This window comes from Mannheimia massilioguelmaensis (assembly GCF_000940515.1).
GTDB classification, from domain to species: Bacteria; Pseudomonadota; Gammaproteobacteria; order Enterobacterales; family Pasteurellaceae; genus Basfia; species Basfia bettyae.
The window spans coordinates 149,915-174,526 of sequence record NZ_CDQL01000004.1 but is presented as its reverse complement, the minus strand read 5'-3'; the positions used below and the strand labels follow the sequence as shown (position 1 = coordinate 174,526).

The following is a 24,612-nucleotide window of genomic DNA, read 5'->3' as shown; positions in this document are numbered from 1 at the left end:
CTCCTATAAGATAAATTGCACAGCGTGCGCGTAAACGCGGAATTGGTTGACTGTGTCGTCGTTTGATAACACGTTAATGCGTTGCGTGTTGTTAGTGTCTCGCTCAACAATTAAGCTGTTTTTATAGTTATCAAAGTTTTCGACCAAGCCGTCATATTCCAACTCCGTGTACAACGAGAGCAATTCTGCGCGAATAATACTTGGTGTCACCACTTTTTGCCCAGGAGCGACACGCGTGCCATCATTGGCGAGTTTGTAACGCGGATATTTTGACGTAATCCGTGTGCGGTAGGCGTAGCGGATTTTACTTAATGTAGCAATCGTCTCCACATACAAATAGCTCTCGTCGGTATCGCCAAAGGCATTTTTGCGATACATGGAGATTGCTGTCTCAATTTGTGGCTGACCACCTGAGTTAACGCTATAACTGGATAAACCGCTATAAAGCAAAGTATTGCGTGCCGTCCAGTCCCATTGCGCACTTTTAGCTGGCGGCAACAAGTCCATCACCAAGGTTTGCAATGGCATAGCAGGATCGGTATTTAACGATGCGCTCGCCACCGCACAATACGCACTTGCCCATACATAAGCAGGCTGTGGCACAGTATTGGTTGGCATACAGCTAAATAAATAATCATTACGCTCTTCGGCAAAGGTCGTCACTTGCGCGTGACTGCCACGTTTTGCCATAAAGCAAATGCCGTCGATTTGTTGCGTCGGTCCCCAGCGTTTTACCAATTCGGTGCGCAAGGCATTAAGGCTTGCTGTGTCGGTAAATGGGTTAATCACATAATTCCACCATTCCGCGCCAAATCCCGTGATAGCGTCTGCCATATCAGGGTTAACCGAGCCACCCGACATGGCGGTAATGGTTGCCGTCATGCCTTCGGGGTAAGTCTCGCCCGTGTAGTAGTTGCAACGGATGTCGATGTCGTTACCACACTCTCCATTAAAGCGTGCTTTTAAGGTGATCGTACTATCGCTAACTTGGCTCTCCACCACGTTATCTAAATCAGCAGCAATCAATTTTTGTAATTTAGTCGCCACTTGCGCTGCCGTATCACCAATCGCCACCGATTGTTGATAGCTGTTGCCTGCAATCATCAGGTTAAACACGCCTGTTGCGGTGGCGGTCCCTGTGATTTTGATAGTGCCTGTGGCTTTTGCACTACTTTCCGCGTCATCTAACGGTAACACCCATAAATCTTGTGTGCTGTTGTGCGCCTTAAATACGCGCACCATTTCAGCGAGCATGGAGCCACGTCCAAACAGCTGTTTTGCCTGCGAGTGATTTAATACACGCACAGCCTGACCTGCTTCGGCCGAGCCTGTGGCGAGTTTTTGCCCCAACATCAACACCTTGTGCAAGGTTGATGGCGTACCGCTCACCGCCTTGGTGTTATCAAATTCAATGTAAGCTAACGGCACACGCACCGCGCTTGGGATTTGGTTAAAGGAGACTGACATAGATTATTCCTTTTCGTTAGTTTTCGCGCCTTTGGCAACCACAAGCTCTACATCGCCTGCTTTTAAATGATTAAGCCAATAACTGGTTTTCGGTTTGTCTTCGCCTTTTTCGCTCAACGGCTCAAAGGTGTCGGGGTCGCGGATAATTAATCCTGCTTTGGGTTTGATTTTAAACATCACTTACTCCTGTTCGGATGGTGGTAAATGCACGGTTAATCGGGTGTAACCGTCAATCACATTGTCTTCTTTGGCTTGATTGAGTGTTTGGTCGTAGATCCTAAAATCGTCCCATTCGCTCTCATCAATATGGTTAATCAACGGTTGGACGGCATTGAAATACATCCCATAAACCGCCACGCCCATTTCGCTTTGGGTGTCGCTCCACAGGTTTTGCACGGAGACCAACTCAAACATATTGCTGGGCGCAATTTGGACTTGATGCAAGCCTGCCGAGAGTTTCTCTACGACTTGATAAATCCCCACGCTGTCGTGCCGTTGCCCGTTTAACACGTCCGCCACCACAAAAATGCCCCAGCGTGCCGTCACGGTAAAAGGACGAGCGTTTGGCACTTGCCCAAGCCACGCTACATACACGGCGGGCGGGTTGCGCACCAAACGGCGAATCGTGCTTTCATCCCATTGCCCTGGGTGTTCGGCGACTTCGCGCAGATAATCCCCGCATAGCGCTTGGATTTTGGCAATCAACGCCTGCGATGTTTCGGCAATCACACTCATCAGATAAATCCTTTTGATTTATCCCGCGCCCAGACCGAGCCTGCGGATTCCATAAATACGACATTTTCGCTTTCCACGGTTTCGTCCGTCTCGGTTAAGCCGAGCGAAATTGCGCCGCTTGCCACTTTTTCGAGATAGCGGATGCTGTCTTCGTAGTCTTTGCGTGCTTGTTCGGTGGCGCGGTTTTTCTCCAAAAAGTAACGCGCGATATAGCAACAATGACGCTCTAATACCGCAGGGGCGGATTTGAGCGGCAAGCTATAGCGACCACTCAAATAGCTATCAATCATTTCGCTGGCATCTTGCAAGGCTTCGTCCACTTTGACGGTGTTTAACGAGCCGTCTTGGTGAGATGCTAATAACGCCAAGGTGCGTTCGTCATAACGATTAATAAAACTGTCTCGGGTCGCGTATAACATTATTCACCGTCCGTTTTGTTGGTTTCGGCTTGCGTTGTGGTCTCAAGCAATGCCACTAAATCCGCCTTTTTCGCGCCGTCGGCAAATTCCACGCCTTTTTCGGTAAGCGCGGCTTTAAGTTGCGACACCGTTAAATCGGCAGGTAACAAATTGTCGACCACGGTCGATTGCGCACCACCGTCCGCATTGCCTTGTAAGCGTTTTTCAGCGCGTAAAATGCTTTCTGTTGGCATCGGGTCTTGACTGCCAAATACCAAACGGGGATCGGCTTTAAAGGTAGCAATTTGCGCTTCAGTGACATCCATAAGGAGATTGGCACCTTTTTGCAAACTAAAGCCAGCACGTCGATAGCCGTCTTTAATTTTGTTATGCACCACCACTTGATAGCGGATAGCTTGTTGTTCATCCATTTTTAATCCTTGTTTAATGCCCATTAAATGTGTTTTAAAGTGCGGTTAAAAATACGCGATTTTTTCACCGCACTTTAAATGCGCTAGAGATAATCCGCGACAATTAACTCCAGTTTGCCTTTAAACTCATTGTCCACGGTCGCACCGTTTTCAACGCGGAATTCGCGCTCTAACAACTGAGTGGCTTCTTTTTCGAGCGACGGTGGCACCACAATCACCGTTGGATTAATGCCTAAACGGTGGTCGCCATCACCACGCACCGCACGCATTGCGCTAATGGCTTTCCACAAGTTGTCAGCGGTCAATTTGCCTTTCACCGCGTGTGCCATCTGCCAGAATCCGTAACCCACGTTACAACGGCTGTCCACACCGTAGGTGTACACATCTTCTTCAAACACTTTTTGCGCGTTTGCGTCCGTCATTTGCGCAGGAGTTGGCGCTTTGCGCTCTTGGAAAATCACAGGTTTTAACGCACGTGATGTATCCAATAAATACCACGCATCCGCTTCGGTGGTGTTAGTGCCGTCATCGGTAATATTGCTCACCGACACAGGGCTTGTGCCGTCCACATTTGCGCCTACAGGGTGGTCGGTGTCAAAAAAGTATTGACCGTCATAACAAGGTGTCGTAAAGCCTGCTTTTAATGCACCAAATACCAATTCATCAGGTTGTTCGCCTGCTGAGCGACCTAACTCTTCGATAAGTGGGCTATATACGCCTTCGTTGTCGTCTTCTACGTCTGTGCGTAGGATTTCCACGCCGTTAGCAAACGATTTATTGACAATCGAGTAGCCGTGGGTTTGGATTGCCGTAATCGTACGTTTACCAATCCATTCCGTGAGTTTTGGCATTTGACCTAACCACGCATAAGTATTGCTGGCAGTGCTAGATTTAATCACGGTCGCAATTTTAGTGTATTGGCTAGGTGCTTTCGCCAAACCGTCTTTAAAGTTTTTGCCAAAGCCGACAAACAGGGCTTTCACAATTTCGGGGGTGACATTTTTAGCCATTAGTTAGCCTCCATTTCCGCTTTTTGCTTAATAAAATCCGCTTCTGAGATGCCTAAACGATAGGCTGTCTCTTTTTCCACCGCACTTAACACTGCAACGCCTTTCTCAGTTTTTTCCACTTTGGTGGTTTGTGTTTGTTGTGCGGATAACACCGCGATTTGTGGGCGTGCAGACAACATTGCCGACAATTCCGCCACACCTTTTTGTTTGCCAAATTGTTTTAAATAATCCACTTCTGCTTCAATCGCGCGCCCTTCGTTACGCGCTTTTGTCACCAAAGTGTCGATTTCGTTTTCGGCGGTTTTTGCCGATAACACCGCTAATTGTGATACCGTGGCATCATAAGTCGCTTTTGGCACATACTGGCTTAAATCTACACTTGTGCTTTTCGCACTCAAGGTCGCCACTTGGGCTTCAGCGTCGGTTTTGCCTTTGATTAAGGCATCTAAGGCATCTTTTGCCGCAGTGGCTTGTTCTTCGGTCGGCTCTGCGCCGTCCGCAAGCTCTACGCCAAGTTTTGCCAGCAACTGTTTTAACAGTGCATTCATCGCGTTACTCTCCGTTGTTAAGTCATACGCCGAAAGCACAGCTAACCGTTGCATGCCTGTCACACCAGGATCATTAGTCACCGCTGCCATTCGGAGCTCTAAAGGGATGCCGTTTTCATCGTAGGGGAATACAGCACTTAAAAAAGCAAATTCGCCATCCTTGATTTGCTGATAGGCTTTCGGTGTCCAGCGTGGCTTAATAAACAGCCCTGCGCGCTCGTCATCGTCAAACCATTGCATCTCATCTGCGTTAAACCAACCAGCCGCCACCACATTGCCAGCGTCAACGCCATTCTTGGCTTTGATAATGGTTTCGTGGTCGTAGTCGATTAGGATGTCTTGTTTTAACGCGCGCACTTTATCCATCAAGCGGTGAGCAATGGTTTTGTCAATAAACCAATGCGCCACATCTTGCGGCGAGCCATCACGCGAACGGAATTCGCCTTTAGGGAGTAGCTGCTGCCAACCGTCTGGATTGATAAGTTGCGCGGTTAAAACCGCAATAGGGGTTTTCTTTGCTTTCATACTTGCCATTTTGCCGTATGGGGGCGCGAATTGAGTTTGCGGAAGATCAGAGATTAAAAAGCCCCCGACAAGCAAATTTCAGGGGCGATAAGGAATTGTATTTTATTTTATGGAGTGGATGTCGTTTAATTGCCGTTTAAATCGCGCATATTGCGTTTAAATTATTTTATGCGTTAAATTATGCGAACCTTAAATTTCGTGGCTATTATAACGCGTTTTAGGCGGTATTTTGCAAATTTAATTGTCAAAGGCTTCTTTTAACCGTTTTGCAATAATCTGTTTAATTTCTTCCACGCCCGTTTCGCCCAAGCCCAAAAATGGACGAGCATGCATTTTGGTGGTGCCAGTTTGATGATATTGTCCATAAGGCTCGGCTGCACCAATTACAGCAAAACTGTCACCATAATCAATATTAAGGCTACTCACCAAATCACCCGTCACTTGCAACATTTTGCCCGTATAACCTTTGACGTGTCGTTGTGTTTTATATTTAGGGTCAAGTGCCGACCATTTTTCGCCACTCGGTGACTGCTCATGGTCAAAGGCATCTTCTGCTTCGGCGAGTAGGACATTGGCGATTTTACGCGTCAAGCCATCAGATTTGCCTGCCTCTTGCAATTTGCGAAATTGGTTTTGTATGGCTCGGGTATCAAATTTAAACTCTAAATGCATTTGACTTTGTCCAAAAATTAGATTTTAATAATAAAAAATAGGTTATGTCGACTAATGGTAAGTCAGCGAGAGATCGTGGTATTGTGGGTTCGACCCCCACCATAACCCTAAACAAGGGGCGTAGCAATACGCCCCTTGTTTTATTTAATCACAACATACACGCCGCCTTTTATTGCATTTTGCACATCAATAAAATTGACCTTATAGGCATTAATAATAGAGTCAACTTTATCTCGGGGTCTTATTTTGTCTTTATTTGGTGCATCAACCACAACCTTTATGGTTTTATCACTATTTAAATAAATCAAATTTTGATTGTCTTTATCCCAAATCACCATGCTTGGGTTGGCAACAATCCGCGAAAGACTGGCATATTCTGCCAGTGTTAAGCCAACACCGTCTTTTTTGTGTTTTTCTCTGGAGTGATTTAACCGTTTTTCGGAGACAATTAAAAGCTGTTCAGATATTTTCTCGCTGTTTGATAAGACGGAGACTTTTTCGGCAATATCTGTGGTGACTATACCTGCTGCAATATACGATTTCCCTGCGCCATATTTACCTAACGTCGTATTTACCCAACGCTCAAAGGCTTTATGCCGCGCTTCGCTGTTGTTAATTGCCTGGATAGTCTGCTGACGTAACTCACGGTTTTGCACTTGCAACAATTTGCGGATAACCGCCTGATCTGTGCCAAACGCCGCTTGTCCCACGTTATAATTCCAACCTGCTCCCGTGGTCATCTTGCCTTTATCCGTGCGAATGCTCGTCACTTTGGTATGCGTTTCTTCGCCCGTAGCCTTATCTACTGCCGCTAACGTCCAATCTTCGCTCAGCTTGCCTTCGCTTGAGCTAATTGTTGCGCCCTGACGTTGCACTCTAAACTCGCTCAACGCACGCACTCGGCAGCGACAACCCCAGTCATTTGGCGGATACATCGTATTCCAAATCGGGTCGTCGTAACGATAGATTTTCATATTCATTGCCAAATGGCTGGCGCGCGTGCGGCTGTCGTTGACGGCGACATATTGCCAATAAGGCTCTTCATCCGCATTGGCGATTTGCTCCGCGTAACGTCCTGCATGATAGGCGGTGATTTTGTTGGTGCGCAAAATGGTGCGTAATCGACGTGGGCTGCCAAGTTGCACTTCTTGCGTTTCGCCACGCTCGTTGATAATGGTTTTCTTACCCCACCAGCCCAAACGCTCTAATTCAGGTTGCAGATTTTTGATAAAATCCCGTTCTGATGTGCCGTTTTTAATCGCGTCTTTCGTGGCAAGACGCAAGGTTTCCAACACTTCCATATTGGTGGCTTTCGCCACAGTAAACGCGCGAGCGTGAGCGGATTCGAGCTGTTCTTGCCAATTCCACGTGATTTTGTAGCCTTTGGCTTTAAAATAATCCACCGCAAGCTCAGGCTCAAGCCGTGACGCATAGCCTAAATCAATCTCATCGGTTGGCATTGAGTCGTCCCCACATATCGCTCACAAAAATCGCACGCGCCAACATATCTTCCAACGCGCTGTCGTCTAAATCCGCATACAAGGTGGCAATGCGCTCTTGTGCAAACTCATAGCCACCTTGTTGTAATGCCTCCACCACGGGCATTAAAATCGGATCAATCACTTGCTGATATTCATCCGCGCTTGGCTCAAATTTATCTAACACCACATCAGGGTCTTGTCGCACCGATAACACCGCCATTTTGCCTGTAGCCTGGGCGTTTAAAAGTGCGGTCGGATTTGGCGTAGTTTTGCGCTCTAAAATTACTTCGTCATCTGCCGCTACTGGCACTTGCAATTTGTCATGTGCCCATTGCGCAGGGATTTTAAAGCCAATATCCACGAGCTTGTTCAGCCCGTCGGCAAAGGCGTTCATATCTTCGCTCTCGGAGACATCAAACTCAAAGCGCGGGATACGCCGTGCGTCGTTGTATGATTTGCAGTTAAGTGCGTAGAGCGGATAAACCAAATCACGCGTGAGCGTGGCTTGCAAACGCGATAAATCTGCATTGCGTAACTCAAGGCGCGCGTCATTATGCACATTACCGAGTGCGTTGGTGCTGGTTGCGCCATCCGCCTGTGAGGTGAGCGTGCCGCCTAAAATCGCTTTTGACATGGACTTTTCGGCCCAGTCAATCATGGCAAAAAATTCGCCACTTGAGCCGTCAGCCGCGCGTTCAAATTCAATTTCCATGCCGCGTGGGATAATACCCCCTGCGTTATGTCCGATACTCATCACCGCACGCAATAAAGTATTTTTTTCGTTTGGTGTCGCCCCTTCGGGGTATTTGCCTAAGCGCAATGGCAAGCCATAAATCTCTAAAAATTCCGCGCAATCGCGGGCAGAGTAGTTTTTGTAAATAAAAGGCCACACCAACATACGCACCAAACCAATCCGCGACAAATAGCCCGTTTTGGCTTTTGCGATATGTTTAATCCAACCAAATTGCTGTAAATCCAGCCCCTGTGTTGAGCCATCGCGTAGGCGCAAGTTGTTGCGCTCAAAAGACGGTGTCATAAACCAACTCGAGTCGCGCCATTGCACGTTTTTAATCAGTTTTAAGCCACCTTGCAAGCCTGCTTCCCACTCGATTTCTTGGCAGCTAAACCCTTTTAAAATCGCGTCCGACGCATCATAAATACAATCATCTAGCCACGTGGCATCGCGTAGGATTTCTTCCAACATCTCCGCGTCGCGTTGTTCCGCCGCGCTGGCATTGCGTGGCGGTTTAATCGTCCAATCCACGGTCAACAAGGCAGCACGCCGCTTGCCCAGCTCAGACTGCAAATGGCTGTCTTTTTCTTCCATGTCTTCCGCCAGTTCCGATTGTGCTACCAAGTCGCCTTGCTCTGCCGCGCGCAAAATACTGGCGGCTTTAGCAGGGGTTAATCCACTGGCAGGATGCTCGCTGTAATGGTGTTGCAAATAGGCTAAACGGCTATTGTTTTCCGTTTGTAACTCGTCATCAAACACAAACGGGTTGCCATAAATATCTAAAATTTGACTTTGCATAATATCGCCCTACATCTCAGCCCAGTCCGAGCCAAATTCGTTGTTTAAATCATCCATTTCCGCGCGATTGACAAAAAAATCGCGTCCATTTTCCACCGCACTTTGGTGTTTTTCAGGCAGTGGCGTAAATTCGATTTCGCCACCTGTCATATAACTGGCGCGCACCGCCATACAATATGCCACCGCACTGTCACCGTGGCGTTTGCCGCTTTTGCCTTGATTGCGAGACTTATCAATTTTCGGCACGCCATTGACCACCACAATATGCCCTTGGTCTAAAATGGTTTCTTCGTCTTGTGGGATGCGGATCAAATCAGACTCATACAAGGCTTTGTATTTTGGCATCCACTCGCGATACCATTTATCGTTAAGCATCACCGTCTCAATCATTGATGCGCCATAACGCAACAGCGCACTCTCTGCCAAATAGCCACCATTTCCCGTGGCATCAAAGGCTGCTCCGATAAAGCGGGGGAGTTTGGGCAAAATAAACAGCATAATTTGCTTTTGTTGGTCGTAAGGACAGTTACGGATTTCAAGGGTAAGCTCAATGTGTCGGGCTGTGTTTGGTAAACAAGCGCACACGCTAAACACACTCAAGTCGCCCACGCGCGCAAAGTCCACGCCAAAACTATGGCGATAGTCTTTATTTAGGTTATCAAGGTGCGGTAACACGTCTTTTAACAACCAATCCAGCGTCATCTTCTCGCGCTCTTGCTCGCTGTAACGAGTAAACTGGCTGTCACACTCAAAGCGCACAATCGCCTTGCTCGGGTCTGCCGCGCGGTCCACCAGCGGGCGCGGGATATAACCGCCTGAGCTTTTCTTCGGCACGCAGTAATATTCTTCTAATGCGTCTTCTTCGCTTGCGGTATCGCGTAATAAATCGCGTTTCCACGCCGCTTCTTTCTCTGGCGTCCACTCTTGTTTGCTCACTTGGCAAATGCGCTGATATAAGCCTTCACGGCACGCATCGTCTAGTGTAATGGTGTGGATAGCATAACGTTTTCGCCCCGCGCGGCTATCTTGGATAAGCTGATTAAACAGATTGTCCACGCCGTTATGGGTAGAAATTAAGCGGACTTTTGCTCCCCACATTGTCAAAGCCAAAGCCGCTTTTAACACTTCTGCTAAGTATTCGTGGAACGCTGCTTCATCAATCACGACCACACCTTGCATACCACGCAGGTTTTTCGGATTTGATGAAAGGGCTTTAATTTTGAAACCTGATGAAAAGTAGATCACATAGGTTAAAATGTCTTTGTCTTCATCATTGAAAATTTCTTCTTGAATTTCACCGCTTGCACGGTTAAATTTGCTCGCCCACATTGCACAAGCGTCAATAAACTCACGAGCCATCTCTTTGTTTGAGCCAATGTAAAAGACATCAGACCCACCATCTGCTTTGGTTCGACTGGCAATGAGTACATCATCTGCCGCTTCCGCCCACGTTAAACCTGTACGGCGAGATTTTTCCGCAATTTTTAACTGGCTATTATCAGCAATCCAGCGTTTTTGGTAGCCTAGCAACAGCTCATTGGGGTCAAACGGAATAAAATCAGGTAAGGTCATTTAAACAATCCCTAAAATTTGGGCTTTAATACTTGCCACGGTATCTTGCGATAAGCCTGCTTGCACAATGGCTTTTTCTGCTGTTTCTGCTGCTTGCTGTGCAACTTCCTTGCGAATTGCTTGCTCACGCTTAAAGCTCAAACTTTCCGCCTGTTCTAAGCGTTGGATAGCTGATGAGAGCAAGGCAAGCTGTTTCGGCTCAATGCCCCCGTCTTGCTCTCCTAGTTTTAAGGACGTATCAAAGGCAATCTGTTTAACCATTTCCATTAATGTTTTGCCGATGTCCGTTTGAGGCATTTCGCCCAGCTGTTTTGTCCAAATTTCTGCGACTTCACGGGCTTGGCGAATTTTTGCTCCCACTTGCTCCATACGGTTGGCATAACGGTTTAAGCCTGTTTTGCTCAAACACATCTCATCAGGCAAGCCACAATCACGGATTAAATCATTGATTTCTTCTAAGATTTGGGTCTGCGAAAATTGCTTATCTCGCAACATCATTGCAAGTTGAGTTTTGATATTCGGTGGTAATAAATCGACCTTGCTCGCACGTCCACGGGTTGGTTTTTCGCTCATTTAAACGCTCCTTAATCTTGCTTTAATTGACGTTTAAATTTTTGGACGTGGGCGTTTTACCCCGTCCACAAAAGTGCGACCTTGTGCTACATCTAAACCGCGTTGGGTAATACTCGCCACCATATAACCACTCTCTAAGCGTTGTACCGTCACCAAGCCTTGCTCCTCAAGCCAATTTAAGTGGTTACGCACCAAATCGCGGCTAATATCGTGACCATATAAATCCAAGCAATCACTAATAATGGATTCGTTTGCGTCATAACCTGCTTCGGCAAGGCTGCGCAAAATCACTAAACGTTGGTCTTGAGTTAATAATTCTTTTAATGCCATTTCATCATTCCTTTAATTTTGCTTCGAGCAACAAGCCTAATTGATGACTAATACTATCTACCTGTTTTCCCGTGGCTTTGGTATCGCCTTTCACGTCCGTCACAAGGGTTTTCAGTTTTTCCATATCCACTGCACTTGGCAAGTTTTCGACCTTGGTTTCAAGGGCAGTTAAGCGGTTTTCGTGGGTTTTAGCTAAATCAATCAGCTGTCCCATATCGCTTTTTTTCGCGTATTTGCTATCCAGTTTTAGCCAAAATGCCCCTGCCACAATCGCCACCACCGTGGACAACACGCCAAAGTTGGCGCGGATAAAATCAAAAAAATCAGCAATCATCTTGTTTGTTCCCATTCTTCTTGGCACTCGATGCAGCGTGTCGCAAATGGCACGGCTCGCAAACGTTGTGGAGCAATCGGCTCACCACAGTCTACGCACTCACGCCCTTGACGCACAATGCGTTCCACGTCTTCGGCGGATAGGGCAGGCTTCACTCTCGTGGCAAGTTGTTTTTCCACAATCCCTTCATTCTGCGCTTGGGCTAAATCTACAATATCAGTCATGGTTGTTCCTTTGATTTTTTATCGCCAAAACGTTCTGTGATATAGATTTTGTAGCAAGGATCATAAGAGGGGTTATAAGCGTTTACTAAGGATTCAATCATAAAATAGATTGATTCCGCCACATCAAGTACCCATTCGGGGATAAAATTAGCCGTTATGATCTTAGGAGCTTCAGATTCAATATCAGCGATAAACACGGGGATACCAAATAATTTGCCTTTATGCGTAAATCCCTCGGCTAATGCCTTTTCTTTGGTTAAATATTTAAATAATGCCATTTATTCCTCTTTACAAATCGCCCGATAGGTCGCATTGTGGACGGTAATTTGTCTTAATGTTTCGGTGGTATCTTGGCGGCTTGCCTTAATCACCCCAAACCCTTCGCACGCGGTATTAGTCACGTAAATCGCCTGTGGCGTGCAAGCCGTCAATAAGCTCATTGCGATCAGTGCTAACAGATTTCGTTTCATTTTCCTTTCTCACTTTGGCGTTTTTCACTTGAGTTTCTGCCACGGCTTTTTGCGTTTTTAATTGCTCATTTTTAGCGGTTAACTCCGCGTTAGATTTTGTGATACGCTCAATCTCATTATTGGCTTGTTTGAGCTTAACTAAGCCATAACACACCGCCAATGCGGCGACCGCGACAACAATCAAAATCACATTTAAATTCAACATCATTCGCCCCCTTTATACGTTCTAAAGGCATTTACCGCGCCCTTGGTGGCAGCTGTCCCCACACAGGCAAATAAAAAGGTGCTAAATAACTCAGGCACATAAGGCTTATCCATATACACCGAGTAGAGCATGACCCCCACTGCTGCAACAAAACCAAAAAACTGGATAGTGCTGGTTGTGGATAATCGACCGTCTTCATTACTGACTAATTCTTTCAATGCCATCGTTCAATCCTTATTTCGCCAATCGCACATAAAACTGCATAGCGGGCGTAATTTGTCCGCTACCCACATAAGACCACGCATTTTTGCTATAAGAGTGCGGTCGTTTTTTTGTCGATTTTGGTTTTGTGTAAAACCAATCCCAAACCCGTTTAAAAAAGCCTAAATATTTCATTTTTACCCCTTAAATAAATGATCCACATTCACAATTTCTTCGCTATCTAACCAACTCCACACATCAAAGCACGGGCAGTCTTTCAACCATTCCCATTTATCCACCTTGCCGTTGTGGTTGGTGTCGGGGCTTAAGTCACGATGCCCACAAATGCGCGCATTAGGGTGTTGGCTTTCGAGTTTGCGTAATAAGGCGTGCAAGGCTTGCCATTGTTTCTCGGTGTATTCGCCATGGTTCTTTTTGTCTTGGGTGATACCGCCAACAAGACAAATACCAATCGAGCCCGTGTTATGCCCCTTGACGTGTGCGCCCACTTCGCCCACCGCGCGCCCCGTTTCAACGGTGCCGTCAGTGTCAATCACAAAGTGATAGCCGATATGTTTTAAATGTGGATTAAATAGCTTTGCACGCCATTCCGTGCGTCGATAACCGCGCGCCTTGTGCCAGTCGTCAATACGTTGTGCAGCGGTTTGTTGAGATGTGCGTAAGGATTTGCCGTTTTGCGTTGCCGAGCAATGGACGACAATTTTGCTGATTTGGGACATAAAAAAAACTCCAGTTATCAATGTTTAGCTGATAACTGGAGTTTATCTAAATCAAGACAGGATTGAGTTTGCGGAGTGTCAGAGCCAAAATAATTTAACTAGTAGATATAAAACAGCTGCCCAAAAACCAAGTAAAAAGATAAATTTGATTAGTGTTAGCATTCCGCCTGTAAATTTAATGATTGCTTTTAATATACTCGCAATAGACCAACCAAAAAATGCGAGACTATAGGTCGTTTTACCGCCAATCGTTGTACTTATCCCACTTTTGCTTAAATTTACAGAGACCCCTGGCGCGATTTTAACACGTTTTCTGAGCTTAAATGCCATATATTATGCCTTATCAAACAAATCATATTGATTACGCCGTCTAAATAGACTACGCTGTTCGCGTATGATTTCATAAATTTTCGACTCTGACAACTTGTATTTGCGGATAAGCTCACGCACGTTGTTGCCAGTAAAGTCATGATAAATTTGCGCATTGCGAATTGCCATTTTGACGCGTTCGCCCGTTGGCATATAAATGGTTTGACCGCCAATATAATGCGCCAACACGCCTGCTAATTTGCAAGCGCGCAATTTGGCTTGATCCTCAGGTTCGCCTTGGCGACAAAGCTCCGTGCGCATCACTTCAATCATATCGGCGAGATTGCCCGCCCACTGATTGGCAATCTCCGCTTCAGGAATGTCGTCTAAATGGTCAAACAACGCGCCAACAAACGCGTGATCATCCGCAAATAAATCTGTTTGGTTTTCCATTTCTGCCCCCTGTTAAATACCATTAGGACAAATTATATCCGACAAAATCCGCAAAACGTGGAATTTTTTTACCGCACTTTTTCAAAAAAGCACCTAACTCAATGATTTAGCAATAAAAAACCGCCTTTTTAGGCGGTTAAAAAAGTCATTGAATTATTTCATTGGCTAGTTGATTTTACACAAATCCTTCCAATTTTGTGCCATCCACAAACTCTAACACGGTGCTTTCGGCAGTTTTGAGTAACATATCAAGTTGTTGATTTAAATACTCATACATCACTGCACTTTTCGTTGCTGTTTTCGAATTATTTAACTGGCGAGCCACATCGTTATATTCGGCAAATTTCATTGTTCGAATTTTTAAGCTCTTATCTAACTTAAATTTCACCATAAAATTCGTTCTGTTATCAAATCTCATTAAAACCGATTGCACGCTGTATTCATCATTAAGGGCTTCTTTAGCTTTTATACGCTTTTCTTCCTCGTCTAAATGACGGCAAACTAAATGAGTTTCGTCAAATCCTTGGCGTTTAAACAACGTCGCTTCGTTTTCAAATTGTAGGTGTTTAAACATTGGCGAATAATCATTCAGATAATTTTTTAAGCGAGTAGTTAAGCCAAATTTTTCATCAGACACCACCACACTGCGAAAACCTGCCAATCCGAATTGCTCAATTAAATAACTGAGTGCCGTACGGCAGTTTTTCGAGTTTTTATTAGCAATCAACAGTTCTTTTTCAGGGCTATAAAATACATTCATGGTTTCAGTTGATGCAGGGACGGTGGCAAATAAATGGACAGTTGCCAGTTGTTCCCATTCTTTTTCTGTTGCACATTCGTGCTTTGTATCTTCTGATGATTTCAACTCAAACACCTTAGCAGAGAGCAAAGCTTTCGTGATTTTCTTGTAATTAACACGCAGAGTAAAAAAATAACCATGTTCAAGGATATGGACTTTCTTGCCAGTGAGTGGGTTGGCGATCACTTCTGCACTAAATCCATCGCCACGTTCATCGCAGATGGCTGATTCTAAAGTTTCTACAAATTTATCAGTCGGGAACTTAATGCTATAAATCGCACATTGGTTCATTTGGATAAAATCACTGTTTTTCATTTTGTTTCTCCTGTTGAGTTGTGGTTTCTATTCTCGCCCGCCATTTCTTCAACCTTTCCACTACAACACTGGCTTCATGGTCGTTAATAGCACCGACGTTAAAGGGTATAATCTTGTCGCCTTGGCGTTCACGCATAGGCAACACAATGCCGTGCATCCATTTGGTGAGTGCCTGTTCCGAGCCGTCGCGGATAATGCCTTGCTTGTGCATATCAATCCACAAGGCACGAATTTTGCTGGCAATCAGGCTTTTCGCCGTGCTTTTCTTGGTGCTTGGCGAATGCCCTCGTTTACTGGTTTTTTTAAAGCCTTTTTGCTCTAGCTCGTGCATCACTTTCATCAATTCGGGGACGCTCATGGTTTTCGTGCTTTGCTTGCCTGTTAGCCGCTCCAACATGACTCGGTAACTAAACTCATCAATGCCCAGTTTCTGCTTGGCAATGTGGATCAACTGGATAAGTTTGGGTTTGGTGTAGTGCATAACCGTTCCTTAATTCAGCGACTTTTTCACATAGTGATGCAGCTTTTTTAAATCACGCCCGACAAGCGTTAAGAGTTTGTCGGCATCTTGAATTTTGTCATCTAAAACCACGTCTTTTGTGCTTTCTAAAAGCTGGATTAAGTCCGCAATTTCAAGGGCTGTGTCTTGTCGTTTGGTCAGTTGCATAATTCCACCTACATTTCTTCCACTTCCACCACATCATCAATTTCTATGATTTGATGGGGGATTTGGTTAATATCAAATTGGTTTAAATCACAGACGCATTCAGTCACATCTTCAATGTTTTCTGCTTTTACTTGGCTTTCCACTAGGCAGTACATTCGTACAATATATTTTTTCATTTTTTCCTCCTAAAACGGCTTTTTCACCATTCTTAAACAAAATTGCGCACGGTTATCACACCACAGTCTATCGCCTTCTTTAATGGCATTACGACTAGCATCTCGCCAAGCAAGATTGGCATCAATATACTTGCCTTGACGTTCTAATTTCGCGGCCTGTTCGCTAAAATGCTTAAAAATATTAAATTGAGTAGGTTGTTTTTTCATTTTGATTTCCTTCTATTAAAACATTTTATAAATGCCCCTTAAGCCTTTATTTAAAGGGCATTGAAAAAGGTTTTAAATGTCTTGCTCAAACGGCGTAATCACAAAATCTTCTATGCCTGTTTTAATCGTCACACCTGCCACTGTGCCTGCAATGTCAGGCTCGTTAAGCATGGCTTCCTTGTTTACTTCTTCCTTGGTGCGGATAAAGCGCACCAGCCCCAGTGTTTTCAAGTTTTCAATTACGCTATCTGCGCCACGCACTGCCACACTTGGTGGACGTTGTCGCCATTGCACTTCGCCAGTGTTAAAGCTGCTTTTCTTAGTTTTTCCGTTTTGCGTAAGCTCATCGCGACGGCTTTCACACCACGCTTGCACCGCCTGTTGCACAGGCTCAATTTGCGCTTTCAGTGCGGTTAAAATCGGTGCATATTTTTCCGTAATCGCTGCCAGTTCGTTGTTTTGGTCAATTGAGGTTTGTTCTAATTGGCGTTGCAAGTCGCCAATTTGCTTAATCGCGACTTCCACATCATCACGCGTCTGCAAGCGCACAGCGTGGGTGTCGGTTTTGATTCGGGTTGCTTTTTTTGCCATTTTGTTTTCTCCTTTCATTCGTTTTCGTCAAATAATCCCATTGCTTCAGCAATATTTAGCATCGCTTCATAACTGATTACACAGGATTTATCGTTACCTACTGTGCTAATTTGTACGCCGTAACCAATACGTTCTCGGACATCAATGTTGTATTTTCTGCCATAAATATTAGTAGTCCCCTTGACCATCTCTTTTGTGATTGCTATTTTTTGCTTTTTGTACGTCACCCCAAGTTCTTCAAGTTGCTCTTTGCATTCTTCTTTCGTCATTTTGTTTTTCTCCTATTGGTTAATGGATTGGATAATGTCGCCAAACCACCTTAATGCCGTCCACCATCATTTGATATTCTTCAAATTTGCGGTTGTCATTGCCGCAGATGTAGCACAAGGCTTGCTCGGTTTGTTGCAGTTCGTAGGTCTTAAAACAAGGTTGCACACGCACTTTCGGCTTAATGTTTTCAAAATGCACGTTAATCACATGTAACCCCATTTTTTCCAGTTTTTTAATGCACTTTTGCACTTGGTTTAAGTATTCAATCACCAACTCATTGTTGCCACGTATGGCAGTATTTGGGTGTTCTAAGGGTTTCGTTTTCATTGATTACTTCCTTGCATATGCGCCTTGGCGGCTAAAATTAAGTCTAAATTAATGGCGATGCCTTGCCCTTTGGCGGTAATGCCTGCAAGACGGAGATATTGGGTTAAGGCGCGTAAACCGCCAGCTTTGCCACCAATGTCATATAACGTGGTCATCAAGTCTTTGTCTGATGTGTTTAATCCCCATGCCTCCGCCACCGCTTTAATATCGCCCTTGGTGCTGTGTTTAATGCCGCAGTTATTGCCGATACGGCTCCAAAGTCGGGCATATTCATGCGCTTGGTTCACGCCACCTTGGATTCGAGTGTAAACCTTGTCATTGCCAATCAAGGCAAAGCCCACTTCCGTATCTTCTTGGATAATGCGGATTTCTTCCAGCGCGTCGTAAGGCAAATGGTCGCTTTCATCAATAATCACCAAGCCTTGCGTGCCTTTCAGTTTTTTCGTAATCATGCGGCTTAGGCGGTCTTTGCGGCGTGGAGCATCGTTAATGCCAAGCTCAAGGGCTAACTCAAACAAAATGCAGCTTAATGTGGCGCGTGACGGGCTTGCCGTAATCATCCACACGTTATGGTTCGCCTGTTTATAGGCTTGACACGCCTTGGTTTTGCCCACACCGCTTGCGCCGTAAATCGTCACCATGGTTGGCAACAGTTTCGCCATGTCAAGTGCGCCAAACACGCGTTTTGCGGTTGGGATTTCGATAAATTGCGGTGCTTCCACAAAAGTGGTTGCTTTTTTCTTACGGCTGGCAAGCCAGTTTTCCAACGCACTTTCCACGTTCGCTACATTGCCAGTGTACGTGCCTTTTAAGTAAGTGCTTAACGCTGCCGTAGAGATGCCTGCTTGAGTAGCAAGCTCGCGCTGGCTTAAGGTTTTACTGTCTAAAATTTGTTGGATTTGTTGTTTTAACATGGGTTAAATACTCCTTAATTTTGCTTTTTAAGCTGGGCTAATCCTTTTAATAAGCCTGTTTCAAAACTGTTTGCCACTTCGTCGTCATCAATCAACGTCTCGGCTTTGCGCACCACGTTGCCTTGCACCTGCAACAGCTCAATAATCTTCGGCTCAGGGCGTTCTTCTTCCTCAAATTCAGGCTGATAACGCGCCGCTTCTTGAGCATTCATGGTGAGTTGCGCTTTGGCTTGTGCTTTCACGGCTTTCACAAACTGTTTACGCGCTTTGTCGTGTTCACGTCCTGCCGCTTTGTCGCCAAAGGCTTTCGCGCTGGTGCATTGCGCTTCGGCTAAAAATACCCCGTCTAAACTGTACACCCACACTTTGTTGTGTAGGTCTTGTGGGTCAAATTTCACTACCACTTTTTTGTGGTGCGAGCCGATTAAATCAAAGGCGGTGTATTCGTTTTCTCCGCCGTGGACTTTGCCACCCACTTTCAACGTAAATTTGCCTTGCTTATTAATCGTGGTTGCCTCGCTCATCAGCATTAAAAAACGCATTTGTTCGGCGCTAGCTTTGCGTATGCGCGCTGTGGCGTAATCGCGTTCAAACACTTGGCTAAAACTGTACACCCCTTGGCAGATTTCGGTTTTGCGTCCTTCACGTTCGTTAAAGGTGCGGATGCCGTCTTCGAGCGCCATAATAAAGGTGTCGTAATCCACACCAGCTTTACCGCCGTTATAGTTGTCAGGCTTGTTGTAGATGTTTTCCCCTGCAAAATAGCCTGCTAAACTCGGGTGTTTATCTACTAATTCACCTAACCCCCCGTGGGAAAACGCACGTTCAATGGGTTTTGCCTGTCCGTGACCTTGCCCAAACTGCACCGATGTCCAAAACAATTCGATGCCCAGTAACGGGATAATCCCCATCACATCATCATCTTTCACTTTAAAGCGGTAACGGTTTTTCACACCGCCAGTCATCCACTTATTCGCTGCCGCTCGGGTGTTATCAATGGTGCATTTTTTCGGGATGCCGTATTTCCAAATTAAATCCATCATTGATAGGCGAATGGTGTCTGAGTTTTCGCTTAAATCTGTACGCCACGCCAAGATTTTGCGCGTGCGAATGTCTTGCCAAATCCAGGTTTTTGGGCGGACGATTTCACCGTTATGCCATTTCACAAAGACGTTGTGCTGATAGCCATCGCCGTTGATCCATTCAAGGGCTTCAATGTCTTCCACTGTGCGTCGCATGGATGGGTAATATTCCATCACGGCGTGTTCGCCTTTGCGTAAAAATACCTGCTGCAGTTTCGGGATTTCACGCTCAATTTTGCGTTTCACCGAACTGGCGGAGGGGATGATCCAGCCTTGTTCTTTTGCAGCGCGTTTCAATCTTTCATAACAACTGCCAAACTGCGGTTGTTCATTGCGGAAATAATCTGCCTTGAAACTTTCCCACGCCGCTTCAGTAAATTCTGCGTCTTTGCCTTTGCGTCTGCCATAACTCGGCAACAAGCGTGGCAACCAATCACTGCGTTCAAAGGGTTTCACGTGGTAATACCAACGTTTCAGCGACCCTTCCGCCACGTTAAATTCCGTTGCCACCAAGTTCAACACCACATCAAATGGCTGCCCGTGCAACAATAAATCCGCAAAAGCCGTGACAGGTTTTAACCGTTCTTGTGCTTTCTCCCGTTGTGCATTGGTTGCTTTGTCAAAGGGAGCCCAAATCACTTCAGGCAGATAATTCAAGGGTTTCTTTGGTGCGGTAGGTAAAACTAGGGGATTTTCGACCGCACTTTGAGAGCGTTTCAGAAGTAAAGCAGCTTGAACTTCTCTAGGTAATGAATTGAAAGAGAATTCAAAACTAATACCTTTAGCACCTTCTACTTGTCTGAATTCCCAAGATAAACTTCTTGCTTTTCGAGTTACATTGCTTGGGCTACTAGGCAATCCACCAACACCAGCAAGTTCTTTAGGACTAAACCATTCTTTCATAGTGCCACCTTAACTTTACCCAATATAACGACTAGGCCAGATGTCAGATGGCTCAAGACCTAAAGCATCTGCAATAATTCGTTCCCCTTTGGGATAAGGTTTATCCAAGGCATTACGAACAGTGGTTTTTGATAATCCGTTTTCAATTCCGAGTTTTGCTAATGAAGTTCCTTTCTTCTCTAGTTCTGCTCGAATATCGGCACGATGCATATCAATAATTCTTTTTTTTCCTGCCATTTTGTGAGATCCTTAATTAGTTTTACCGCTACTTAGCGAACTACGCAGTAATGTAGTTCGCTAACTATGAATTGAATAATATAGTGAATTCATTTTGAAATCAACAAAAGATTTTAAAAGAATTCACAATATTTTCATTGAGTTTATTAACCTGTTGATTTCTAAAAGAAATTATTTTTAACTTTTTGAATTCACAAATGAATTTACAAGGTGTTTTATGAATTCATCTGCAAAACAAGAATGGTTTACTGCTTTTGAATTGGAAGGAATAGGGAATTTACCTAATAAAGCAACGAACATAACAAGACGAGCAACCAAAGAAAATTGGGAAAAAAGACAGATCCAAGGCAAGAAAGGGGTTGCGTATGAATACCACTATTCATCACTGCCACCAGCCGTGCAACAACAGCTAGGCTTTGATATAACTACGCCTACGCCAGTTAATGAGATGAAAGGGATAACCAACTTTAACAATGCTATGGCGACAACATTGGAACAAGTGCCTTTTTATAACACCTTTGCTTCAGCTGGCGTTGGAGCCGTTAATACCGACGTTTATAAGCCTGATGATTATATTGGTTTAAGCACACAATGGCTTAATTTTAAAGGCTTACATAAGTCATCTCTCGCTTTTATTTTAGCGGACGGCGATTCGATGTATCCTACGATTAGCAATGGCGATATGCTCTTATTAGACCGTTCTCGCAATACATTAAAAGATGGCAAGATTTATGTGGTGCGTTCGGGCGACCAGCTTTGGGTTAAGCGTGTGCAAGGGATTATTGGAGGGATTCGCTTAATTAGTGATAACAAAGAAATCTATACCCCTGTTGATGTGATTTTCGATGATGGGCTTGATTTTGAAGTGATAGGGCAAGTAGTTTTCGTAGGGCATGACTTAATTTAAACACGATTTAAATGCCGTAAATGATTTCTCACTCTATGCGGTTAAACGGCTCCACTCACTTACATTTTTCTCATTTTACCTTTCTTTTAATTTAACCAATAAAAAGGGGCTGACATCTCGTCAACCCCCGTCATACCTATATTCGTTCCACTTATTCCAGCATAATTCAACCTAAGTCCTAATATTCTCAATTTAAGTGGTTGGTTACACTCGCATGGCAACATGATATTAGTGATGCAGGTGAAGTGGTTCCCGAACTTCGTACTCAAGTATTTGATGATCGTGTTTATGTTTTCACACCAAAAGGTCAAGTGATTGATTTACCAACAGGTTCAACACCATTAGATTTTGCTTATGCTATTCATAGTGATGTAGGGCATTGTTGTATTGGTGCGAAAGTAGCGGGACGCATTGTTCCTTTTACTTATCAACTACAAATGGGTGATCAGATTGATATCATTACCCAAAAAAATCCGAATCCAAGCCGAGATTGGCTAAATCCTAATTTAGGCTTTACCCATACGCAAAAAGCACGGTCTAAAATCCAAACTTGGTTTAAAAAACTTGATCGTGAGAAAAATATTCCAATTGGCAAAGAGCAATTAGAAACTGAACTTAGCCGTGTTGGACTAACATTAAAACAAATCGAGCCACTTGCTCTACCACGTTATAATCTAAAAAATATAGATGATCTATTTGCAGGCATTGGTAGTGGCGATATTCGTATTAATCACTTAATCAATTTTTTGCAAGGGAAATTGAGTAAACCAACCGCTCAAGAAGTGGATGAAGAAGTCTTACGCCAAGTTACTCGAAGTGCAAATACTGCTACTAACACACAAAAAAATGAAACAAATAGCCATATCATTGTGGAGGGAGTCGGCAATTTAATGCATCATATTGCTCGCTGTTGCCAGCCAATTCCTGGTGATGAGATTGTAGGTTATATTACTGTAGGACGAGGAATTTCTATTCATCGAGCCGATTGCGAACAACTTGCTGAGTTAACATCAGCACATCCAGAACGAGTAGTTAAGTCAATCTGGGGAACCAATTATAACAATACAAAAGGTTTCAATATTAGTATCCGTGTGATTGCTAATGATAGAAATGGTCTATTACGTGATATTACGACTGTCTTAGCAAATGATAAGATCTCAGTCACAAATATTTCGACTCGTTTAGATAAAAAGAATCAACTGGCAACGATGGATTTAGAAGTAGAACTTCATAATGTCGAGATATTAACTAAAATATTAGCTCGATTAACAAAATTAAATGATGTAATTGAAGCAAAACGTTTATAATAACCACTTTTCAAAATAGGTGCTAAAGTGCGGTCTATTTTTCGTACTTTTTATCTGGATTATCATCAATGGAAAAAACAACAGGACTTACACATTTTATTAAATCAGCAGGCTATTCTATTCAAGGATTAAAAAGTGCAATTAAACATGAAGTAGCATTTAGACATGAATTATCGGCTGGCATCATTTTAATTCCATTAGCATTTTATTTAGCTAATGATAAATTTGAATTAGCTTTGATGATAGGCTCTTATCTTATTGTACTGATTACAGAACTGTTAAATAGTGCTTTAGAGTCTGTGGTAGATAGAATTGGTACAGAACGACATGAGCTATCTGGCAGAGCCAAAGATCAAGGCTCTGCCGCAGTATTTGTGGCTATTAGTAATGCACTAATTATTTGGTTAATCCTGCTGTTCTTTTAGCTTTTATTGATAAAATCACGGCATAAAACAGAACCACAAGAAAAAAGTAAAATATATTGCCTGAGTTATGGGAAAAGAAACCTTGGCTTAGGCAATAAAACATCACTGAACCGACATGAACCAATCCTAAAATCGCCACAAAACGTACATCTAATTCTTTATCTTTCAAAGATTTCCAGAAAAAACGAATAGGCACAAAAAATATACCTAATAATGCTAACAAGCCAAGTATTCCACGTTTTGAAGCATCATCTAAATATTGATTATGAGCATGATTAAACTGTGATGCATACTTACTGATTAAACCTTGTTCATAATGTTTCTTACGCTCTTCCGTTACATTCTGAATGCCCCAACCTAATATAGGTTTTTCTTTAATCATAATAATCGCGCTTTTCCACATTTCAAAACGAGCACCAACTGAAGTTGAATCTGCGCCTTTTTTATTATCAAGGTATCCAGAGATATCACTCTGTGCTTGGTTTAAGCGTGTTATGATTTTTGTATTAGGAATTGATACTGCAGCGACAATTGTAATCAGTAATGTCGCAATAATTGAAATGAAAAAAGTTTTAGATAAGCTTTTACGATATGCCCAAAAAATAAAACACACAATAAAAGGAACACCAATCCAGCCACCACGAGCAGTAGATAAAATACTACCAATCACACCACATGAACTTGCTATTAAACAAAACAACACGAGTTTATAGCGACCCTTAATAAAATAATAAATAGCGCATACTAAAGAAAACATACCTAAAGACATGGAAATATCGCCACCCTGAATATGCATCAGACGAGTTGAAAATGCCATACCTGCATGCAAATAAAAACGGTCAAATATTGCAACAGCACAAGCAATACAAGCACCAATAGGAATGAAAGTAATTAGTGTCGATAATTTTATAGGAAACTGACGAAATAAAGGTAATAATGTCAACAAACAAAGAATTTTGGTTGGGCCATCAAGCTCTCTTAATTTACCTTGATGAATAATAAAGGATAGAACAAATAAACTAACATAAATGGCATAGCTATAAATAAGTTGCTTTTCATCTTGAGAAATATTCCAATTGGTTTTGTGAATAAATTGATAAATGAAATAAATGATGCCAATAAATGAAAGTAAGATTGGTGAAATACTATATCCACTTTTTACGACTAAGCAGATAATAAAGAAGAACCCGACTAATCCATTAACTAAATTCACTTTATTAATTTTCAACATAACCTTACTCTTTAAAAATTTTATAATAAAAGACCGCACTTTTAA

At 43.8% G+C, this 24,612-nt stretch carries 35 protein-coding genes and 1 pseudogene; 3 read left to right on the top strand and 33 right to left on the bottom strand.

Going from position 1 to position 24,612, the window contains the following annotated elements; genetic code table 11:
• Positions 1–3: 3 nt before the first annotated feature.
• The 32 genes from BN1226_RS02220 to BN1226_RS02075 all read right to left on the bottom strand — a co-directional run bounded on the left by BN1226_RS02220 (position 4) and on the right by BN1226_RS02075 (position 20,697).
• Complete coding sequence (locus BN1226_RS02220) at positions 4–1,467, bottom strand: phage tail sheath subtilisin-like domain-containing protein (RefSeq protein WP_044469798.1); 1,464 nt, start codon at positions 1,465–1,467, stop codon at positions 4–6.
• Positions 1,468–1,470: 3 nt separating this feature from the next.
• Positions 1,471–1,644, bottom strand: coding sequence for a DUF2635 domain-containing protein (locus BN1226_RS10550; protein ID WP_044469797.1), 174 nt, complete (start codon positions 1,642–1,644; stop codon positions 1,471–1,473).
• Positions 1,645–1,647: 3 nt separating this feature from the next.
• Positions 1,648–2,202, bottom strand: coding sequence for a DUF1834 family protein (locus BN1226_RS02210; RefSeq protein WP_044469796.1), 555 nt, complete (start codon positions 2,200–2,202; stop codon positions 1,648–1,650).
• The gene (locus tag BN1226_RS02205) at positions 2,202–2,621 is read right to left on the bottom strand and encodes a gp436 family protein (protein WP_044469795.1); all 420 of its coding nucleotides are present in this window, start codon (positions 2,619–2,621) and stop codon (positions 2,202–2,204) included. The genes BN1226_RS02210 and BN1226_RS02205 overlap by 1 nt, the downstream gene beginning before the upstream one ends.
• On the bottom strand, positions 2,621–3,031 hold the full coding sequence (locus BN1226_RS02200; RefSeq protein ID WP_044469794.1) for an HI1506-related protein: 411 nt from the start codon (positions 3,029–3,031) through the stop codon (positions 2,621–2,623). The genes BN1226_RS02205 and BN1226_RS02200 overlap by 1 nt, the downstream gene beginning before the upstream one ends.
• An 83-nt stretch (positions 3,032–3,114) precedes the next feature.
• The gene (locus BN1226_RS02195) at positions 3,115–4,041 is read right to left on the bottom strand and encodes a Mu-like prophage major head subunit gpT family protein (protein WP_044469793.1); all 927 of its coding nucleotides are present in this window, start codon (positions 4,039–4,041) and stop codon (positions 3,115–3,117) included.
• Positions 4,041–5,114: a phage protease gene (locus BN1226_RS02190; RefSeq protein WP_044469946.1), complete on the bottom strand. Its 1,074-nt coding sequence runs from the start codon at positions 5,112–5,114 to the stop codon at positions 4,041–4,043. The genes BN1226_RS02195 and BN1226_RS02190 overlap by 1 nt, the downstream gene beginning before the upstream one ends.
• A gap of 237 nt (positions 5,115–5,351) precedes the next feature.
• A complete protein-coding gene (locus BN1226_RS02185; protein WP_044469792.1) occupies positions 5,352–5,786 on the bottom strand; it encodes a phage virion morphogenesis protein in 435 nt (144 codons plus the stop codon).
• A gap of 140 nt (positions 5,787–5,926) precedes the next feature.
• On the bottom strand, positions 5,927–7,246 hold the full coding sequence (locus tag BN1226_RS02180) for a phage head morphogenesis protein (protein WP_044469791.1): 1,320 nt from the start codon (positions 7,244–7,246) through the stop codon (positions 5,927–5,929).
• Entirely contained in the window at positions 7,233–8,798 is a 1,566-nt protein-coding gene (locus BN1226_RS02175; protein ID WP_044469790.1) for a DUF935 domain-containing protein, read from the bottom strand. Before BN1226_RS02175 ends, BN1226_RS02180 begins: the two co-directional genes overlap by 14 nt.
• A gap of 9 nt (positions 8,799–8,807) precedes the next feature.
• Positions 8,808–10,370, bottom strand: a complete 1,563-nt coding sequence (locus BN1226_RS02170; protein WP_044469789.1) for a terminase large subunit domain-containing protein — start codon at positions 10,368–10,370, stop codon at positions 8,808–8,810.
• The gene (locus BN1226_RS02165) at positions 10,371–10,943 is read right to left on the bottom strand and encodes a DUF3486 family protein (RefSeq protein WP_044469788.1); all 573 of its coding nucleotides are present in this window, start codon (positions 10,941–10,943) and stop codon (positions 10,371–10,373) included.
• A 33-nt stretch (positions 10,944–10,976) separates the two neighbouring features.
• On the bottom strand, positions 10,977–11,273 hold the full coding sequence (locus tag BN1226_RS02160; RefSeq protein WP_044469787.1) for a VpaChn25_0724 family phage protein: 297 nt from the start codon (positions 11,271–11,273) through the stop codon (positions 10,977–10,979).
• A 4-nt stretch (positions 11,274–11,277) separates the two neighbouring features.
• Positions 11,278–11,607 carry a DUF2730 domain-containing protein gene (locus BN1226_RS02155; protein ID WP_156149884.1) on the bottom strand — a complete coding sequence of 110 codons (330 nt, stop codon included), beginning with the start codon at positions 11,605–11,607 and terminating at the stop codon, positions 11,278–11,280.
• Positions 11,604–11,831, bottom strand: a complete 228-nt coding sequence (locus tag BN1226_RS02150; protein ID WP_044469786.1) for a TraR/DksA C4-type zinc finger protein — start codon at positions 11,829–11,831, stop codon at positions 11,604–11,606. The genes BN1226_RS02155 and BN1226_RS02150 overlap by 4 nt, the downstream gene beginning before the upstream one ends.
• Positions 11,828–12,109 carry a hypothetical protein gene (locus BN1226_RS02145; protein ID WP_044469785.1) on the bottom strand — a complete coding sequence of 94 codons (282 nt, stop codon included), beginning with the start codon at positions 12,107–12,109 and terminating at the stop codon, positions 11,828–11,830. Before BN1226_RS02145 ends, BN1226_RS02150 begins: the two co-directional genes overlap by 4 nt.
• 115 nt (positions 12,110–12,224) lie before the next feature.
• Complete coding sequence (locus BN1226_RS02140) at positions 12,225–12,509, bottom strand: DUF2681 domain-containing protein (protein WP_239384645.1); 285 nt, start codon at positions 12,507–12,509, stop codon at positions 12,225–12,227.
• Positions 12,506–12,730, bottom strand: coding sequence for a DUF2644 domain-containing protein (locus tag BN1226_RS02135; protein WP_044469784.1), 225 nt, complete (start codon positions 12,728–12,730; stop codon positions 12,506–12,508). Before BN1226_RS02135 ends, BN1226_RS02140 begins: the two co-directional genes overlap by 4 nt.
• Before the next feature lie 174 nt (positions 12,731–12,904).
• On the bottom strand, positions 12,905–13,447 hold the full coding sequence (locus BN1226_RS02130; protein WP_044469783.1) for an N-acetylmuramoyl-L-alanine amidase: 543 nt from the start codon (positions 13,445–13,447) through the stop codon (positions 12,905–12,907).
• Positions 13,448–13,525: 78 nt separating this feature from the next.
• A complete protein-coding gene (locus BN1226_RS10675) occupies positions 13,526–13,777 on the bottom strand; it encodes a DUF4236 domain-containing protein (RefSeq protein ID WP_044469782.1) in 252 nt (83 codons plus the stop codon).
• A 3-nt stretch (positions 13,778–13,780) separates the two neighbouring features.
• Positions 13,781–14,209: a Mor transcription activator family protein gene (locus BN1226_RS02120; RefSeq protein WP_044469781.1), complete on the bottom strand. Its 429-nt coding sequence runs from the start codon at positions 14,207–14,209 to the stop codon at positions 13,781–13,783.
• 175 nt (positions 14,210–14,384) lie between these two features.
• Entirely contained in the window at positions 14,385–15,323 is a 939-nt protein-coding gene (locus tag BN1226_RS02115) for a hypothetical protein (RefSeq protein WP_044469780.1), read from the bottom strand.
• Positions 15,310–15,804, bottom strand: a complete 495-nt coding sequence (locus BN1226_RS02110) for a gp16 family protein (protein WP_044469779.1) — start codon at positions 15,802–15,804, stop codon at positions 15,310–15,312. Before BN1226_RS02110 ends, BN1226_RS02115 begins: the two co-directional genes overlap by 14 nt.
• Positions 15,805–15,813: 9 nt before the next feature.
• Positions 15,814–15,990, bottom strand: coding sequence for a hypothetical protein (locus BN1226_RS10755; protein ID WP_156149883.1), 177 nt, complete (start codon positions 15,988–15,990; stop codon positions 15,814–15,816).
• 8 nt (positions 15,991–15,998) lie between these two features.
• Positions 15,999–16,166 (bottom strand): hypothetical protein, encoded by a 168-nt coding sequence (locus BN1226_RS10820; protein ID WP_204204308.1) that lies wholly within the window; start codon positions 16,164–16,166, stop codon positions 15,999–16,001.
• A 9-nt stretch (positions 16,167–16,175) separates the two neighbouring features.
• Entirely contained in the window at positions 16,176–16,373 is a 198-nt protein-coding gene (locus tag BN1226_RS02105; RefSeq protein WP_044469778.1) for an ANR family transcriptional regulator, read from the bottom strand.
• A 72-nt stretch (positions 16,374–16,445) separates the two neighbouring features.
• A complete protein-coding gene (locus BN1226_RS02100) occupies positions 16,446–16,964 on the bottom strand; it encodes a host-nuclease inhibitor Gam family protein (RefSeq protein WP_044469777.1) in 519 nt (172 codons plus the stop codon).
• A 14-nt stretch (positions 16,965–16,978) separates the two neighbouring features.
• Positions 16,979–17,233, bottom strand: coding sequence for a hypothetical protein (locus BN1226_RS02095; protein ID WP_044469776.1), 255 nt, complete (start codon positions 17,231–17,233; stop codon positions 16,979–16,981).
• Between the two features lie 19 nt (positions 17,234–17,252).
• Positions 17,253–17,561 (bottom strand): hypothetical protein, encoded by a 309-nt coding sequence (locus tag BN1226_RS02090; RefSeq protein ID WP_044469775.1) that lies wholly within the window; start codon positions 17,559–17,561, stop codon positions 17,253–17,255.
• A complete protein-coding gene (locus BN1226_RS02085; RefSeq protein WP_044469774.1) occupies positions 17,558–18,475 on the bottom strand; it encodes an AAA family ATPase in 918 nt (305 codons plus the stop codon). Before BN1226_RS02085 ends, BN1226_RS02090 begins: the two co-directional genes overlap by 4 nt.
• Positions 18,476–18,489: 14 nt before the next feature.
• A complete protein-coding gene (locus BN1226_RS02080; RefSeq protein ID WP_044469773.1) occupies positions 18,490–20,460 on the bottom strand; it encodes a transposase domain-containing protein in 1,971 nt (656 codons plus the stop codon).
• Between the two features lie 15 nt (positions 20,461–20,475).
• Complete coding sequence (locus tag BN1226_RS02075; RefSeq protein ID WP_044469772.1) at positions 20,476–20,697, bottom strand: helix-turn-helix domain-containing protein; 222 nt, start codon at positions 20,695–20,697, stop codon at positions 20,476–20,478.
• Positions 20,698–20,914: 217 nt separating this feature from the next.
• Here BN1226_RS02075 and BN1226_RS02070 point away from each other — a divergent pair, with 217 nt between their 5' ends.
• The 3 genes and pseudogenes from BN1226_RS02070 (at position 20,915) to BN1226_RS02060 (ending at position 23,336) form a co-directional block, all read left to right on the top strand.
• Positions 20,915–21,604, top strand: a complete 690-nt coding sequence (locus BN1226_RS02070; protein ID WP_044469771.1) for a helix-turn-helix domain-containing protein — start codon at positions 20,915–20,917, stop codon at positions 21,602–21,604.
• A 209-nt stretch (positions 21,605–21,813) separates the two neighbouring features.
• A pseudogene (locus BN1226_RS02065) lies at positions 21,814–22,911 on the top strand (TGS domain-containing protein); the annotation flags it as partial.
• A 68-nt stretch (positions 22,912–22,979) separates the two neighbouring features.
• Positions 22,980–23,336 (top strand): diacylglycerol kinase, encoded by a 357-nt coding sequence (locus tag BN1226_RS02060; RefSeq protein ID WP_044469770.1) that lies wholly within the window; start codon positions 22,980–22,982, stop codon positions 23,334–23,336.
• Here BN1226_RS02060 and BN1226_RS02055 read toward each other — a convergent pair.
• Positions 23,308–24,567 carry an O-antigen ligase family protein gene (locus BN1226_RS02055; protein ID WP_082041898.1) on the bottom strand — a complete coding sequence of 420 codons (1,260 nt, stop codon included), beginning with the start codon at positions 24,565–24,567 and terminating at the stop codon, positions 23,308–23,310. The two genes, BN1226_RS02060 and BN1226_RS02055, sit on opposite strands and share 29 nt — an antisense overlap.
• Positions 24,568–24,612 lie beyond the last annotated feature (45 nt).